General features: G+C 60.0%; 13 protein-coding genes. 1 reads left to right on the top strand and 12 read right to left on the bottom strand.

Annotation, left to right across the window (positions count from 1 at the left end; all coding sequences use genetic code 11):
• Window positions 1-36: 36 nt before the first annotated feature.
• The 12 genes from ACXAH0_RS22440 to ACXAH0_RS22385 all read right to left on the bottom strand — a co-directional run bounded on the left by ACXAH0_RS22440 (window position 37) and on the right by ACXAH0_RS22385 (window position 13,996).
• Window positions 37-1,101, bottom strand: coding sequence for a BMP family ABC transporter substrate-binding protein (locus ACXAH0_RS22440; RefSeq protein ID WP_475184562.1), 1,065 nt, complete (start codon window positions 1,099-1,101; stop codon window positions 37-39).
• Between the two features lie 96 nt (window positions 1,102-1,197).
• Window positions 1,198-2,112: an ABC transporter permease gene (locus ACXAH0_RS22435; protein WP_475195182.1), complete on the bottom strand. Its 915-nt coding sequence runs from the start codon at window positions 2,110-2,112 to the stop codon at window positions 1,198-1,200.
• On the bottom strand, window positions 2,105-3,193 hold the full coding sequence (locus tag ACXAH0_RS22430) for an ABC transporter permease (protein WP_475195181.1): 1,089 nt from the start codon (window positions 3,191-3,193) through the stop codon (window positions 2,105-2,107). Before ACXAH0_RS22430 ends, ACXAH0_RS22435 begins: the two co-directional genes overlap by 8 nt.
• The gene (locus ACXAH0_RS22425) at window positions 3,193-4,737 is read right to left on the bottom strand and encodes an ABC transporter ATP-binding protein (protein ID WP_475195210.1); all 1,545 of its coding nucleotides are present in this window, start codon (window positions 4,735-4,737) and stop codon (window positions 3,193-3,195) included. Before ACXAH0_RS22425 ends, ACXAH0_RS22430 begins: the two co-directional genes overlap by 1 nt.
• 76 nt (window positions 4,738-4,813) lie before the next feature.
• On the bottom strand, window positions 4,814-5,809 hold the full coding sequence (gene xdhC, locus ACXAH0_RS22420; RefSeq protein WP_475195178.1) for a xanthine dehydrogenase accessory protein XdhC: 996 nt from the start codon (window positions 5,807-5,809) through the stop codon (window positions 4,814-4,816).
• Window positions 5,809-8,160, bottom strand: a complete 2,352-nt coding sequence (gene xdhB, locus ACXAH0_RS22415) for a xanthine dehydrogenase molybdopterin binding subunit (protein WP_475184576.1) — start codon at window positions 8,158-8,160, stop codon at window positions 5,809-5,811. The genes xdhC and xdhB overlap by 1 nt, the downstream gene beginning before the upstream one ends.
• Window positions 8,144-9,625, bottom strand: a complete 1,482-nt coding sequence (gene xdhA, locus ACXAH0_RS22410) for a xanthine dehydrogenase small subunit (protein ID WP_475195175.1) — start codon at window positions 9,623-9,625, stop codon at window positions 8,144-8,146. The genes xdhB and xdhA overlap by 17 nt, the downstream gene beginning before the upstream one ends.
• A gap of 3 nt (window positions 9,626-9,628) precedes the next feature.
• The gene (gene uraH / locus ACXAH0_RS22405) at window positions 9,629-9,979 is read right to left on the bottom strand and encodes a hydroxyisourate hydrolase (RefSeq protein ID WP_475195173.1); all 351 of its coding nucleotides are present in this window, start codon (window positions 9,977-9,979) and stop codon (window positions 9,629-9,631) included.
• A 115-nt stretch (window positions 9,980-10,094) separates the two neighbouring features.
• Window positions 10,095-11,030 carry a LysR family transcriptional regulator gene (locus tag ACXAH0_RS22400; RefSeq protein WP_475195170.1) on the bottom strand — a complete coding sequence of 312 codons (936 nt, stop codon included), beginning with the start codon at window positions 11,028-11,030 and terminating at the stop codon, window positions 10,095-10,097.
• Window positions 11,031-11,044: 14 nt separating this feature from the next.
• Window positions 11,045-12,022, bottom strand: coding sequence for a quinone oxidoreductase family protein (locus ACXAH0_RS22395; protein ID WP_475195168.1), 978 nt, complete (start codon window positions 12,020-12,022; stop codon window positions 11,045-11,047).
• 152 nt (window positions 12,023-12,174) lie between these two features.
• A complete protein-coding gene (locus ACXAH0_RS22390) occupies window positions 12,175-12,891 on the bottom strand; it encodes a CDP-alcohol phosphatidyltransferase family protein (RefSeq protein ID WP_475184604.1) in 717 nt (238 codons plus the stop codon).
• 184 nt (window positions 12,892-13,075) lie between these two features.
• On the bottom strand, window positions 13,076-13,996 hold the full coding sequence (locus ACXAH0_RS22385; protein WP_475195166.1) for a DUF2182 domain-containing protein: 921 nt from the start codon (window positions 13,994-13,996) through the stop codon (window positions 13,076-13,078).
• 214 nt (window positions 13,997-14,210) lie between these two features.
• On the opposite strand from ACXAH0_RS22385, the gene ACXAH0_RS22380 reads away from it, so the two are divergent.
• Window positions 14,211-15,434, top strand: coding sequence for a UbiH/UbiF family hydroxylase (locus ACXAH0_RS22380; RefSeq protein WP_475195163.1), 1,224 nt, complete (start codon window positions 14,211-14,213; stop codon window positions 15,432-15,434).
• Window position 15,435: the final 1 nt, after the last annotated feature.

The following is a 15,435-nucleotide window of genomic DNA, read 5'->3' as shown; positions in this document are numbered from 1 at the left end:
CGGTTGCCGGGCCGGTCTCGCATACCGGTGACCTGCTTATTCAGGCAGCTTGTCGTCGATGCCCTGAACGTACCAGTTCATTCCAAGGATTGCGCCATCGTCCAGCGTAACGCCGTCTTCAGCGGCCACGGTGCCGTCTTGCTTGGTGATTGGGCCGGTGAAAGGCTCCCAGCCGTCCTTGATCTTGGCTTCGGTGGCCTTGGCCATTTCCACGACGTCGGCCGGAAGGTTCGTGTAAGGCGCCATGACCACGTGGCCTTCAGCAAGACCTGCCCAGGTGCTCTTTGATTCCCAGGTGCCGTCGATCACTTCCTGCACGCGCTCGATGTAATAGGGGCCCCAGTCGTCGATGATGGCTGTATATTGTGCATCCTTGGCGAAGTTGATCATGTCGGACGCTTGGCCAAACCCATGAACGCCGCGTTCCTGAGCCACCTGAAGCGGTGCTGTGGAATCCGTATGCTGGGAAATGATATCCGCGCCTTGATCGATGAGGGCCTTGGCCGCGTCCGCTTCCTTGCCCGGATCAAACCAGGAATTCACCCACACAACCTTGACCTTGAAATCCGGATTGACGGATTGAGCGCCCAGGAGGAAGGCATTGATGCCGGAGACCACTTCCGGGATCGGGAAAGAGCCGATATAGCCCGCAACACCAGTCTTGGACTGTTTGGCGGCGATCTGGCCGATGATATAGCGGCCCTGATGGAATTTCGAGTTGTAGGTCGCGACATTCTTGGCTGTCTTGTAGCCGGTCGCATGCTCAAATTTCACGTCCGGGAACTTCTTTGCGACCTTGAGCGTCGGGTTCATATAGCCAAACGAAGTGGTGAAGATGATGTTGCAGCCTTCGCGGGCAAAGCGCTCGATCGCCCGCTCGGCATCCGGCCCTTCCGGCACGGATTCCAGATAGGCGGTCTCGACCTTGTCGCCAAAGTGTTTCTCCACATCAAGGCGGCCCTGGTCATGCTGATAGGACCAGCCGAAATCGCCGACCGGACCGACATAAATGAAACAGGCCTTCACATCGGCTGCGTGGGCCGCAGACCCTGCAGCGGCAAAGGCCAAGGCGGCGGCGGTTGCTTTCAAGAGTGACTTCATTTGGTTTCCCCTGTTGTTCAGTCTTTCTTTTGCGATCTTCAATTCGAGCCGCTCCAGGATCGCCTCTGGAAGCCGGCCGGACCGGAAGGCGGGCTTTTACCGGTCAGGTACAAAGGGCTTGCCAAGACAGGCGGGTGTATTCACGAGCGTCAGTCTGCGGTTTGCGGAAATCAGCACAAGAACTAGAATTGTTGCAAGATAGGGCAAGCTCGACAACAGTTGCGAGGGAATGTCGAATTCCAGGGCCTGGGCATGGAGATTGAGCACGCTGACGGCGCCGAACAGATAGGCACCAATCACGACCCTCAGCGGCAGCCAGGAGGAAAACACGACCAGGGCGAGCGCAATCCAGCCCCGTCCGGCGGTCATGTTTTCCACCCATTGAGGGGTATAGGCCAGCGAAAGATAGGCTCCGGCCAGTCCTGCGCAGGCGCCGCCGAACAGGATGGCCGCAAAGCGGATGCTGATGACTGAATAGCCAAGTGCATGGGCAGAGCCATGGTTGTCGCCAACCGCACGCAGCACCAGACCAAGGCGCGTACGGAACAGGCCATAGGCGACCAGGGCGACCAGTAGAAAACTGATATAGACAATGACGTCCTGCTGGAACAGGACCGGGCCGACAAAGGGAAGTTCAGACAGGCCAGGAATATAAAGATCCGGTAGTTTGAGGCCCGGCACCCCGATAAAAGCCTCGCCGATCATCCCGGACAGGCCAATGCCCAGGATTGTCAGGGCAAGGCCGGTTGCGACCTGGTTGGCCACCAGCACCAGAACAAGAAAGCCGAACAGTGCAGACATTGCCATACCCGCTGCAATGGCCGCCACGATCCCCAGTGTGCCGGAGCCGGTCTGGTTGGCGACGGCAAAACCGATCACGGCGCCCATGATCATCATGCCTTCCACGCCCAGATTGAGAACACCGGACCGTTCGACCACCAGTTCCCCGATGGCGGCGATCAGGAGCGGTGTTGCGGCGGTGATGACCGTCAGCAAAACAGCTTCAAGCATGGGTGGCCTCCCCGGACTGCGCGCGCCGATGCACGAAACGGATGCGGTACAAAATGAGCGTATCGCAGGCAAGCACGAAAAACAGCAGCAGGCCCTGAATGACGCTGGCGATCTCGTTGGACACCCCCATGGAGGATTGCACCCCCTCCCCGCCAATATAAGACAGGGCGAGCACGAATCCGGCAATCAGAATGCCGACGGGATTGAGGCGTCCCAGAAAGGCAACGATAATTGCCGTGAAGCCATAGCCGGGTGAAATCGTCGGTAGCAGCTGGTTCAGCGCGCCGGAGACTTCCATTGTGCCGGCAAGACCCGCCAGAGCACCTGCAAGCGCAAAGGAAAACAGGGTCAGGCGCTTGGCGGAGAAGCCTGCAAAGCTGCCGGCTCTGGGGCTCTCGCCCATGACGCGGATTTCGAACCCTTTAAGGGTCCTGGCCAGCACCACCGCTAGCACAATCACGACACTGACAGTCACCAGGGCCGACAGGCTCACGGCGCCGCCAAAGAGATCCGGCAGCGTAGCGGCATTGGAAAAGAGCCGGGATTCTGGAAAATTATATCCGCCGGGATCCCGCCAGGGACCGCGCACCAGATAGTCCAGAAGCAAACCGGCCACATAGACCAGCATCAGGCTTGTCAGGATCTCGTTCGTATTGAAGCGGATTTTCAAATAGGCCGGGATCAGCGCCCAGAGCGCGCCACCAAGAGCACCGAAGACCAGCATCAGTGGCAAGGTTGCAGCGTTTTCAAAGGAGGGAAACAGGATCGGTAGTACCGATCCGAACAGGGCCCCGACAACAAACTGGCCTTCCGCGCCAATGTTCCAGTTGTTGGAGAGATAGCAGACGGACAGTCCGCAAGCGATAAGGATCAAGGGGGTTGCCTTGTCGATGGTCGCCTCAAGGGACCACGCTTGCGTCAAAGGTTCAAAAAAGAATTTATAAAGTCCAATCAATGGATTGTTGCCGGATATTAAGAAAATGATTGCAGCAGCCAGGGCGGTCAGCGCAACTGCGATCAGCGGCGACAGGAGCGTCATCAGGCGGCTGTGTTCCTTGCGTTTGACCAGTTCCAGGCGCATCAGGCCACCTCCTCTTGGGCTTCTGCGCCCCCGGCCATCAACAGGCCCACCCGTTCACGGGTCATGCCGGAGGCAGGTTCGGCCTCCGACAGGTATCCACGCGAAATCACGGCAATCCGGTCCGCAATCTCGAAAATTTCGTCCAGATCCTGACTGATCACAAGAACGGCAGACCCGGAGCGGGCCAGATCGATCAGGGCCTGCCGGATCAAGGCGGCCGCCCCCGCATCCACGCCCCAGGTCGGCTGGTTGACCACAAGAACACCGGGCTTGCGGTCCAGTTCCCTGCCGACAACAAATTTCTGCAGATTGCCGCCCGACAGGGACCGTGCCTCCGGATCGCTATGCGACATGCGCACGTCATAGGCCTGCTTAATCCGCTGCTCCAGTTTGGCTGCTTGGCTGGCGGACACAAAGCCGCCGGTCTTGAGGCCGTCGCCGGTGCTGTGGCGGGTCAGAACAACGTTGTGGGAGAGTTTCATGCCCGGCACCGCACCGTGGCCGAGCCGCTCTTCCGGCACGAAGGCTGCATTGTTCTGACGGCGCCAGGTTACGGATTTTTTGCCACAGGCGGATCCGTCCAGATGGATCATGTTGGATGCGACCGGCATTTCCCCGGAAATGGCGTCAAACAGTTCGCCCTGGCCATTGCCCGCGACTCCCGCGACTGCGACGACCTCCCCGGCCTTCAGGTCAAGGCAGATATTCGTGAGCGGTGTGGCGAAGGGCGTAGCCGCCGGTGCGCCCAATCCCTGCAGGGAAAGCCGGGTTCCGCCGGGATTAGGGGCGGTGTCCCTGGAACTGACCGAGGCAATTTCGGCGCCCACCATCATGCTGGCCAGCGTTGCGGGCGTTTCTTTGGCCGGATCGCATTCGCTGACCACCTGGCCATGGCGCAGGATCGTTGCATGGTGGCAGATACGCTGCACTTCCTCCAGCCGGTGGCTGATGTAAAGCACCGCGCAGCCTTCGGAAGCCAGACGCTGCAAGGTCAGAAACAGCTGATCGGCTTCTTGTGGTGTCAGAACCGAGGTCGGTTCGTCCATGATGACCAGGCGGGGCTCCTGCAGCAGGCAGCGCACAATCTCGATCCGCTGGCGTATGCCGACCGGCAGATCGGCCACGATGTCGGTGGGGTTGAGCGGCAGCCCATAGTCCCGCGAGACAGCTTCGACCCTCCTGGCCAGATTGCTCATCTTGCCCGGATTTGGCAGGGCAAGGGCAATGTTTTCGACAACACTCAGGGCTTCAAACAGCGAGAAATGCTGGAACACCATACCGATGCCAAGATCCCGTGCGGCGGCCGGGTTGGGGATTTCGGCTGCACGGCCAGCCCAGGAAATCTTTCCCGCGTCAGGCTCCAGGGAGCCGTAGAACATTTTGACAAGAGTGGACTTTCCGGCGCCATTTTCCCCCAAAAGCGCGTGGATTTCGCCCTTGTTGATCACAAGATCCACCGTGTCATTGGCCAGAATGTCGCCAAACCGTTTGGTCAGCCCCTTAGCCTCAAGCAGGGCTTCGCCTGCGGCCCTCGCGGGTGATATGCTGCTATCGGCCTGTTCTGAAACGTCTGTGTCCAATACCTGTCCCCCGAGCGGATGCCGCCTTATTGACCATGAGTTATGTTTGTGCAACCCCCGATGGCGCAACGGCTTGTTGATGAGCGGCTTCGCTGCGCTCTAGAAGATCACAGGCGATACCGGCAGCAATGGCGGCCGGATGCTTTGACCGGATGCTGGGTCTGCCAACGGGGCACGCCATGGAGGATACCAGGGTCTCGTCCAGGCCCCGGGTTTTCAGCCGTTTCAGAAAACGGGCCCTCTTGGTTCTTGACCCGATGACGCCGCAATAGGCAAAGCGCTGCGACAGCAATGCGGCCGCCATGATGTCCTCATCCAGCGCGTGGGAATGGGTCATGGCCAGAACAAAGGCGCCGTCCGGGGCGCGGTCCAGCGCTTTGGCGGGTGTTTCGACGCAGCATTTGGTGACATTGGCGGGCACCGGTCCTGGAAACTGCTCTGCCCGGCTGTCGATCCAGGTTACGGTAAAGGGCAGCGGCGCCAGGGCCAGGATCAGGGCCTTGCCCACATGACCGGCGCCGAACAGGACCAGAGGCTGGCGGTCCTCCCCAAAACGCTGCAACAGCTGGATCAACGTGCCGTCCGGTGATCGTAACGGGGCAAAGGCACGGTCCGGAGCTGTCTCTGACAAACCGCGAGCTGCGGGGACCCCGTCAACCAGATCGGTAACGGTTCCGAAACGCGTTCCCAATGCTTCACGTTCTGCGAAAAGCTGGGCGCTTTCAAGGGCATCGGCTGTCAGGACCTCAATTGCGATACGCGCCCGTCCGCCGCAGCACTGGCCAAGATCCGGCCCGAGTGAAACGGAGTGCAGATCAAGGCCTGGCTGAGCCTTTGCAGCAGCGGCTGTGGCCTTTCTTATGGATTCAAATTCCAAGGTGCCACCGCCAATGGTGCCGAAAAACCCGCCATCCGGGCGCACAACCATGCGGGCTCCCGCTTTCCGGGGCGTTGATCCATCAACGTCAACGATGGTCACCAGGGCGCAGGCCCTCCCCTTGGCCAGGCATCCGGCAATGTGACCCCAAACCGCCATCAGGCCTCCCGTCTCCGGCGCATATCCTGAACTGCCCGCATGATGGCTTCCGGCGTTGCCGGTGCGTCCAGAGCCGGAACCGTTCCGGGCCTCAGGCTGGCGATGGCATCGGTGATGGCGCAAAAGACGGAATTTGCCAGCATGACTGGCGGCTCGCCAACCGCCTTGGAGCGGTAGACAGTGTCTTGGGGGTTGCCGTCGCCTTCATAAAGCTCAACGGTGAAATCGTCCGGAACGTCGGAGGCCGCCGGGATCTTGTAGGTGGACGGTGCGTGGGTGCGCAGACGGCCGTTTTCATCCCAGACCAGTTCTTCCGTCGTCAGCCACCCCATGCCCTGAACAAAGCCGCCTTCGATCTGGCCAAGATCGATGGCCGGATTCAGGGAATGGCCAACATCATGCAGGATATCTACCCGGTCCACTGTCATTTCACCGGTCATGGTGTCGATGGTGACTTCAGCGCAGGCACCGCCAAAGGCGAAATAGTAGAACGGACGGCCACTGACACTGTCCCGGTCCCAGGTGATGCCGGGTGTTGCATAGAACCCGGCATGGGAGAGCTGGATGCGTGCCATATGGGCCTGTTTGGCGATTTCCGGAAGAGTGTAGCTCTTCTCTCCGACCAGCACTTTGTTGTCGCCGAAATGAATGACATCGGCGCTGCACTGGTGCTGTTCGCACAGGAAGGAAATCAGGCGGCCCTTGATTTCACCGGCGGCACGTTTGGCCGCCATGGCATTGAGATCGGTGCCGGAAGAGGCGGCCGTCGGGCCGGTGTTGGGCACTTTCGACGTGTTGGTCGCCGTGATTTTGACCTTGTCCAGAGTAACGCCGAATTCTTCGGCCACGACCTGGGCCACCTTCTGATACAGCCCCTGCCCCATTTCCGTGCCGCCATGGTTCAGGTGAACCGAGCCATCCGTATAGAGATGCACCAGCGCGCCGGCCTGGTTCAGGTGTTTGAGCGTGAAGGAAATGCCGAATTTGACCGGCGTCAGCGCCAAGCCTTTCTTGAGCACTGCGCTGGAGGCGTTGAAGGCAGCCACCTCCTCCCGGCGGGCCCAGTAGTTTGAACGTGTTTCCAGTTTGGAGATGAGATCATGCATGACCTCATATTCCTCAACCGGCATACCATAGGGCGTGGTGTTGTGTTCCCCGTCGTAGAAATTCAGTTTCCGGATCTCAAGCGGATCCCGGCCAAGGCGTATGGCGAGTGCATCGATCATCCGCTCTGCGGCCAGCATGCCTTGCGGGCCGCCGAAGCCACGGAAGGCCGTGTTGGAACAGGTATCGGTGCGCAGGCGCCGCGAGCGGATCAGGGCATCGGGGTAGAAATAGCTGGAATCGGCGTGGAACATGGTTCTGTCATTGACGCCCAGAGACAGGTCTGCGGAGTAGCCGCATCTTGCCAGAAACTCCATGTCTACCGCCCGGATTTTGCCCGTACCGTCATGGCCGATCTTCCAATTGACCCTGAAATCATGCCGTTTGCCGGTCATGATCATGTCGTCGTCCCGGTCAAGGCGCAGCTTGCAGGCCTTGCCGGTCTTGCGCGCGGCAAGAGACGCCAAGGCCGCCCATTGGTTGGCCTGGGATTCCTTGCCGCCAAAGCCACCGCCCATCCGGCGCACTTCCGCCGTCACGGCGGCATCCGGCACCCCAAGGACCTTGGCGACCGTGTGTTGTATCTCGGTCGGGTGCTGTGTGGAGGAATGCACGAGCATGCCGCCATCTTCCTGGGGGATGGCCATGGCGACCTGCCCTTCGAGATAGAAATGTTCCTGGCCCCCGATCTGCAAGCTGCCGCTCAGAACCTCTTCGGACGCCTGCAGTCCGGTTTCCGGCGATCCGCGCCGGAATTGGTAATCCGGCAGGACCGTCGTGTCTGAGGCTGCCGCATCCTCAGCGGTCAAAATCGGCGTCAGCGCCGTAACATCGATCCGGGCTTTCAAGGCTGCCTTACGGGCGGTTTCGCGGGAGGATGCCACAACAGCGAACATGACCTGACCGAAAAAGAGGATCTCGTTCTCAGCCAGAACAGGGTCATCTCCGAAGGCTGACGAACAGTCATTGGTGCCGGGAATATCGGCGCTTGTCAGAACGGCCACGACGCCGGGCGTTGCCTTGACGTCTTCAAGATCCAGCGAGCGGATTTCCCCGCGCACAGCGTTGCGGGCCCAGCCCGGCACCACATGAAGCGTGCCGGACGGTTCCACAATATCGTCGATATAAGTTGCCGTGCCCGTGACATGTTTTGCCGCGCTGTCATGGGGCAGCGCCTTGCGCACATGTTTCAATGGCGGGTCTTTCAACGCGGTCTCAGTGACAGCAGGCTCAAGCGGCGCGGTCATGGCCTGCCCCCCGCTGTTTCAGGACACGGACATCTTCAGGCGCTGTGCCGCTGATCTCCATCAGCGCCTTTGCCAGCAGGGCCCGTGCGGTTTCCATCCGGTATTCCGCGCTGGCCCGCATGTCGGTTAATGGTCTGAAATCGGACAGAAGCGCCTGCATGGCCGCGCCCCAGGTGGCGGGGTCTTCCAGACTTGCCCCGGTCAAGGCTCTTTCCGCATGGGCTGCGCGCATAGGGGTTCCTGCCATGCCGCCATAGGCAATGCGGGCAGCAACGATGGTGCCATCTTCAAGGGTCATCTTGAAGGCACCCATGACCGCTGAAATGTCTTGATCAAAGCGTTTGGAAATCTTGTAGCAGCGGAAGGCCTGGTTCGCGGCGAGGCGCGGCACGAACAGCCCGGTCACGAATTCCCCCTCCCTGCGGTCCTGCTGGCCATAGGCCACGAAGAAGTCTTCAAGCGGCAGTGCGCGTGAGCCATCAAGTGCCTGAAGCTCCAGAGTGGCTCCAAGGGCGATCAGAGCGGGCGGCGTGTCGCCGATCGGAGACCCGTTCGCGATATTCCCGCCAATGGTGCCAGAGGCCCGGACCTGTTTGGATCCGATGCGTTTCCACAAGTCGCCGAGGTCGGGCGACAGCCGGGACATGGCGGCTTCCGTTGTGGCATAGGTGGCTGTTGCCCCCATCAGGACACCGGACGGGCTTTCCTCCACCCGGTCAAGACCTTCAATGCGCCCGAGCCAGATGGTTTTGGGCAGGTCCTTGAGATGTTTGGTGATCCATAGGCCCACATCGGTCGCACCGGCCACGAGTGTGGCTCCGGAGTTCTGTCCATAGAGTGCTGCCAATCCGTCCAGCGTTGCCGGAGCAGAAAAGAAGCTGTCGCCTGTGCCGATGAAAATGTCCCGGCTGTCGGCCAATTGTTGCAGCTTTTCCCGGGTTTCGTTAGAGCGCCAGGAAAAGGCATCATCGGCAATGTCAAAGCACGACTGGATCGCGGCATCCACGATGGGCCGGTAGCCGGTGCAGCGGCACAGGTTTCCTGCAAGCCATTCTGTCACCACCCGGCGGGACTTTTCGACCCCTTCGGCATGGTAGAGCGTGAACAGGCTCATGATGAAGCCGGGGGTGCAAAAGCCGCATTGAGAGCCATGGAGATCCACCATGGCCGCCTGAACCGGATGCAGCCGCTCGTCCTGAACAAGATCTTCCACGGTGACAAGTTCCGCACCATCGATCATGCCGAGAAGCAAGATGCAGCTGTTGACCGGCTGGTAGACCAGCTTGCCGTCGATCAGCCGCCCCAGGGCAACCGTACAGGCGCCGCAGTCGCCTTCGCCGCAGCCCTCCTTGGTTCCGGTTTCGCCACGCCGGAGACGCAGGTAATCCAGCAGGGTTTCCGTTGGGCCGACAGACTCCAGTTCAACGATCTGGCCAGCTTTCAAAAATCGGATCGTGTCGCGCATCAATCAGCTCCCCCGGTAGGTGGAATAGCCAAATGGCGACAAAAGCAGAGGCACGTGGTAATGGCTATCCGCCTGAGCAATGCCGAAGCGGACCGGAACGATGTCCAGAAACAGGGGCTCGGGCAGATCCTGCCCCGTCATCTTGAGATAGTCTCCGGCAAAAAAGCGCAATTCATAGGTGCCGGTCAGAAAGGCCTGGCCCTCCAGCAAAGGGCCGTCGACCCGGCCGTCGTCATTCGTCTTGTGTGTGGCCAGTAAGGCCGGCTCTTCCGTAAAGGCCCATAGCTCGATCTTCAGGCCCTGTGCAGGCTTTCCGAGAGCAGTGTCCAGTACATGCGTCGTCAAACGCCCCATCAAGTATCTCCCTCACGCAGCGCCTGGCTGCATCTTGTCATGAAAAATGTGCCTTAAAACGGCCGAGAACCAAAGCGTTCATTTGCGGTCGTTATGTTGCCATTTTGGCATCAATTCAAGGCAAGTGGTCTTTCAGGGCGAGCACTGCGTGGTCGAAAAACATGGCCGGCACCAGGGCAAGCGCCCGCAACGAAGAGGTCACGACACACAGTCTGTCCGCCTGCAGCGGCGCATCGTTCAAGGGCTTGAAGATCAGGGCCTTTGTGGCAATGTCCTCTTCGCAGCCGATCTGGGTTTGAAACCCGATGACATCCTGTTCCCGCGCCAGGGCGCGCATCAACCGGAGGGAGTTGGCTTCCACATAGGTTCTCGACACGCCCGGTATTCGGTCGCGCACCAGGTCAAGCCGGGTGCGCAGGGACAGGCCTTCCGAGGGCAGCGCCACCGGGTATTTCAGACAGTCGGCAAGGCTCAGCGTCTTTGCCTCCGCCAGCGGGTGATCGGGCCGCATCAGGGCGCCGATGACGAGGTCGTGCTGAAAGGCTATCGTCAGCGCTGACGTCTCCGGGGGATCAAAGGTGAAGCCCACATCGGCTTCGGCAGCCTCAACCTTGGCGGCAGCCTCCTGCGCCGAAGCAATTGTCACATTGACATGGATGCCTGGGTAGCTTTTACGGAAGTCGCTGATCACGGCGGGCAGCAGCTTTTCGGAGACACTTTCAACGGCCGCGATCGAAACGGTGCCGCGCCTGAGGCCCTTCAGGGCGTCAAGTTCGGCAACCGTTCCTTCAAAGTCCGAATAGGTCCGCCGGACATGGGCAAGCAGAAGCTCTCCGGCCTGGGACAGGCGGATGCGGCGTCCGACCCGGTCGAAGAGCTGTAGGCCGAGCGCTTCTTCCAGCCATAGGATCTGACGGTTGACCGCCGAGGACGCCACATTCAGCTCGCGCGAAGCCGCGCGGATCGACCCGGCCCGGGCCGCAGCCATGAAATACCGCATGGCCGGGCTGTAGAGATTGCGTGACAGGTCCTGAACGCGGGCCGAGAGCATGGTCCTTCGGGCCTTTAGGGGACCAAAACAGTTGTTCCGGTGGTGCGTCTGCCTTCCAGGTCCTCATGGGCCTGAACGGCATTCGCGAGCCGGTATTCCTGATTGATCCCGATCTTAACAACGCCCTTTTGAACAACGTCAAATAGGTCCTGCGCGCAGGCCTCAAGTTCCTCTCGGGTTCCCGCATAGGAAAAAAGGCTCGGACGTGTTGCGAACAAAGAGCCCTTCTGGGCCAAGAGCCCAAGATTAAAATCCTCGATCGGGCCGGAGGACTGGCCGAAACTGACCCACAGGCCACGCGGTTTCAGGCAATCCAGAGATCCCGGATAGGTGTCCTTGCCGACCGAGTCATAGACCACGTCACAGCCCTTACCGCCCGTGATTTCCGTGACCCGGTCGGCGAAGTTCTCTGTCCGGTAGTTGATCATGTGCTGGTAGCCATGGGCCTTGGCAAGCGCGATCTTTTCCTCAGAGCCTGCTGTACCGATCACCGTTGCTCCCAGATGGGCAGCCCATTGCCCGGCGATCAGGCCGACGCCGCCTGCTGCAGCATGAAACAAAAGGGTTGTTTCGGGGCCGACCTTGTAGGTCTGGCGCAGAAGATACTGGGCAGTCATGCCCTTCAGCATCATGGCTGCGGCGGTTTTGTCATCGATGCCATCCGGGACTTTCACCAGGCGGTCCGCAGGCACGAGCCGCTCGTGGGCATAGGCCCCAAGTGGGCCCACATAGGCAACCCTGTCTCCGGGGGCGATATGGTCAACGCCCTCGCCCACGGTCTGAACAATCCCCGCCCCTTCATTGCCCGGCGTGAATGGCGTGCCGGACGGGGACGGGTAAAGCCCGGAGCGGAAATAGGTGTCGATAAAGTTCAGGCCAATGGCCGTGTGGCGGATGCGCGCTTCTCCCGGGCCCGGCTGCCCGACCTCAATCTGTTCCCAGCGCATCACGCCAGGGCCACCCGTCTCATGCACACAGATTGCCTGAATCATTCCAACCTCCAGGAGGCTTTTTGCCTCTATTTGTGACCTATCGATATCTTTGGAGCGGCGCAGGCTCCAGAGCGTTGCCGAACAGTAATAAGTTCAGACCGCGGCGAATAGCCCCGTGCCTAAAATCTGATGTTGAGAAAAAGCGGTCCGCCTCAATCCACCCGGTCAATGAGCTGCTGGACCGCAGAGACCGAAAAGAGGTAGAGGCTGGCCAGGGTAAACAGAAGCGTCAACGGGCCGCTAAGCACCATGCCGTTGACAATCGCCAGCGCTGCAAGGCCCATCCACAGCAAGGTGACCGGTAGCGTTACCATCCGCCAGCGGCGCACACGCACCGGATGCACAAAGCGCACGGGGGCAAAGGTCAAGGCACAGCAGAGCAGGACAGCCGCAATGGTGAAGGCTTCGGACGGGGAGATCACCATCAGCCCGAAAACAACCAGGTTCCAGCCAGCCGGAAAGCCCTTGAATGATCCGTCCGGGGTTTTCATGCCGTTATCGGCGAAATAAAGCGCGCCGGTGAAGACGACCAGACCGCCGCAGATCCAGTTCCAGGGCTGTGTCAGCATCAGGCTCCAAGACAGGGCAAAGGCCGGCAGGAAAACATAGGTGGCATAGTCGATGACAAAATCGAGTGAGGCGCCAGACCATCGTGGCAGGCGTTCGGCAATGTTAAAACGGCGGGCGAGCGGACCGTCAATTCCATCGACAAAAAAGGCAAGGCCGAGCCAGGCGAACATCTCAGCCCAATTTCCTTGAGCCCCCGCCAGGAGAGCGACCAGCGCTATCGGTGCGCCGGATGCCGTAAGGACATGGATCAGAAACAGAGCGGGTTCGGGCGCTGTTTTGCCCGGGGTAATGTCCGTCACGAGGTATCCTCACACTCAAAGAACACGGCGCAGGTCGTATTCGTGTCCGGTTTCAAGCAAAATGTGCTTTTCCCCGCCTAAGCTTCATGCTGCCGCGCAGGGGGACTAATATTGCAAACGTATGACAGTGTGAACCTAAAAAACAGCCCCTCTTGTGATTCAGCAAGAAAACAGGGTGTCTTGATCAGAAATAGATCGATGCGGCCAGAAATCCGGACCAGAGCAGAAGAAAGATACCGATCGCCAGCGGCAGGGCCCGGCTTGGAAGCGCCTTTTCGAAGGCCATGATCAGGCCAAGGATCGCGATCCAGAGCACATTCATCAGACCAACAGCAAACATGACCGTCATGACCGCCCAGCAGCAGCCGAGACAGGCCCAGCCCTGCACGAGGCCTTCGGCATATCCGGCTGAGGCAGGTGTCCTGTCTTCTGAGGGGGCAAAGACCCAGCGCGGATACCAGCATCTTGCAAGGCAGGCCCGTTTTGCCGACGTGAACTGGTAGAGCCCGGCGGCGAACAGGACCGATGTTGTCAGCGCGAGGCTGGCCGGGGCCATCATGTCTGTCAGGCCGCCGGCCTTATGAAGCGCCCATTGGGCGCAGGTTGCGGCCAGGGCATACCCCAGCCAGACCGTCAGATATCCGATCAAAGCCGCGGCGGATGGCAGCAGTGCCTGTTTGCCCGGGTTCCCGTTTGCCACGAGTGCCTTGAAATAGGCGCGCAGCATGGGCAACGCAGTCGGCACCATCATGGCAATCGACATCATCCCCCACATGAGGAAGACCTTCAGAAGGTCGAGGGCAGTCATGGCCTGGGACGGCATGCCGAATGTCGCGCTGGTGGGCAGGCACAGGCTTGCCAGCGCTGCCCGTGCCTCTGCTGGCACCCCATTGAACAGGTTGAAGGTGTTGAAGAGGCCCATGCCCGGGCCGGCTTCTGCCATATCCATGGACGGGATCATGTCGGCGATCATCGCGGCCAGGTAGGACCATCCAAGAACCGACAGGGCGCCAGCCAAAAGGAGCAGAAAACTCCAGGCCTGAGCTGTTTCGGAGCGTGTCCGGTGCGGGGCCGGCTTTTCAAAATCGGATGGAACAAAAGTCATTTTGGTCTGTCTGACGTGGCTGGTGTGCTGCGCAGGCCAAGACCGAAGCATGTTTTTTGAGGCCTGGCTTTGATCTGGCGCATGGACCGGGGCATCCCCTCCGTTTTTCCGCCACGACGCCCCTGTGCGGTTTGGTCCCGTTGATTTCCTGGTCTAAAAGAGCACTTTCCCGGACAGACGTCTCTGACGGATACACCCAACTCAGGTCAATGCCATGCCCAAGAAGAACCAAGATACCGTCCACGATATTGTTGTTGTCGGGGGCGGTCCGGCCGGACGGATCGCAGCCTTGAAACTGGCGCAACTGGGCGCATCGGTGTGTCTCGTTGCGCCTGATGTTGGGCAAACTGACGGGCGCACAACCGCCCTGTGGCAAAATTCGATTGCGCTCCTTGACGAAATTGGTGTCTGGGACGGGCTGCAAGCAAAGACAGCCAGTCTGAAGAAGATGCGCATGATCGATGACACGCAGCGTCTGTTCCGTGCGCCGGAAGTTGTTTTCGATGGGGCTGAACTCGGTCTTGAAGAGTTTGGTTTCAATATCTTGAACAATGATCTGAATGCTGCTCTTGATGAAAAAAGCGCGCACCAGTCCAATTTGACAATCCATACCGATGTGGCTGCGTCCGTGCGTTATCTTCAGGACTTTGCCGAAATCACAACGGCGTCCGGCAAGGTGGTCAAAGCGCGTCTGGCTATCGCAGCAGACGGCCGGAAGTCCGTGTTGCGGGCGGCGGCGGGCATTGAGGTACGCACCTGGTCCTACCCCCAGGTCGCGGTGGTGTTGAATGTCGAACACCGCCTGCCCCATCAGCAGATCTCTACCGAATTCCACACACCAACGGGCCCTTTTACCCTCGTGCCCCTTCCCGGCCGCAAGTCTTCAATTGTCTGCGTTGAAAGCGCGGAAGGCGCCCGCAAGATAATGGAGATGGTACCTGCAGATCTGGAACGTGATCTTGAAAGACGCGCCCATTCGGTCCTTGGCGCCTTTAAGCTGGCGTCGGATGTGCAGAGCTTTCCGCTATCGGGTTTGACGGCCACAAAGCTGTCCGCCCCCCGGCTGGTCCTGATCGGGGAAACGGCCCACGTGTTCCCGCCAATCGGTGCGCAGGGTCTCAACCTCTCGATCCGGGATATTCTGGATGTGGTGGAGGTCGTTGCCCGGGCCCGGTCGAGGGATCTGGATCCCGGAGCCCCGGCCGTTCTGGCATCTTATGAAGACAAGCGCCGGCGCGATATACGCGTTAGGACAAACGGGGTCGACATATTGAACCGGTCGCTTTTGACCCCCTTCCTGCCTGTGCAACTGGCGCGGAGCACCGGCATGTATCTGGCCGGCAGGGTCGGGCCGTTCCGCCGGTTGCTGATGCGGGAGGGCCTGGCGCCGGGATCTGGGTTGCGGCAGACCCTTCCCCGCCTCGGCGCTGGCGGCTAAC

The organism is Roseibium sp. AWQ4_290 (assembly GCF_056160985.1).
The sequence above is the reverse complement of the archived record's forward strand: the minus strand, read 5'-3'. Positions and strand labels throughout refer to the sequence as shown.

What these genes read in the sequence shown, in the direction of transcription:
- ACXAH0_RS22395 (WP_475195168.1), bottom strand. Translation starts at nt 12,022, where the DNA reads ATGATTCAGGCAATCTGTGTGCATGAGACGGGTGGCCCTGGCGTGATG.
- xdhA (WP_475195175.1), bottom strand. Translation starts at nt 9,625, where the DNA reads ATGCGCGACACGATCCGATTTTTGAAAGCTGGCCAGATCGTTGAACTG.
- xdhB (WP_475184576.1), bottom strand. Translation starts at nt 8,160, where the DNA reads ATGACCGCGCCGCTTGAGCCTGCTGTCACTGAGACCGCGTTGAAAGAC.
- xdhC (WP_475195178.1), bottom strand. Translation starts at nt 5,809, where the DNA reads ATGGCGGTTTGGGGTCACATTGCCGGATGCCTGGCCAAGGGGAGGGCC.
- ACXAH0_RS22440 (WP_475184562.1), bottom strand. Translation starts at nt 1,101, where the DNA reads ATGAAGTCACTCTTGAAAGCAACCGCCGCCGCCTTGGCCTTTGCCGCT.
- ACXAH0_RS22385 (WP_475195166.1), bottom strand. Translation starts at nt 13,996, where the DNA reads ATGACTTTTGTTCCATCCGATTTTGAAAAGCCGGCCCCGCACCGGACA.
- ACXAH0_RS22380 (WP_475195163.1), top strand. Translation starts at nt 14,211, where the DNA reads ATGCCCAAGAAGAACCAAGATACCGTCCACGATATTGTTGTTGTCGGG.
- uraH (WP_475195173.1), bottom strand. Translation starts at nt 9,979, where the DNA reads ATGGGGCGTTTGACGACGCATGTACTGGACACTGCTCTCGGAAAGCCT.
- ACXAH0_RS22430 (WP_475195181.1), bottom strand. Translation starts at nt 3,193, where the DNA reads ATGCGCCTGGAACTGGTCAAACGCAAGGAACACAGCCGCCTGATGACG.
- ACXAH0_RS22400 (WP_475195170.1), bottom strand. Translation starts at nt 11,030, where the DNA reads ATGCTCTCGGCCCGCGTTCAGGACCTGTCACGCAATCTCTACAGCCCG.
- ACXAH0_RS22435 (WP_475195182.1), bottom strand. Translation starts at nt 2,112, where the DNA reads ATGCTTGAAGCTGTTTTGCTGACGGTCATCACCGCCGCAACACCGCTC.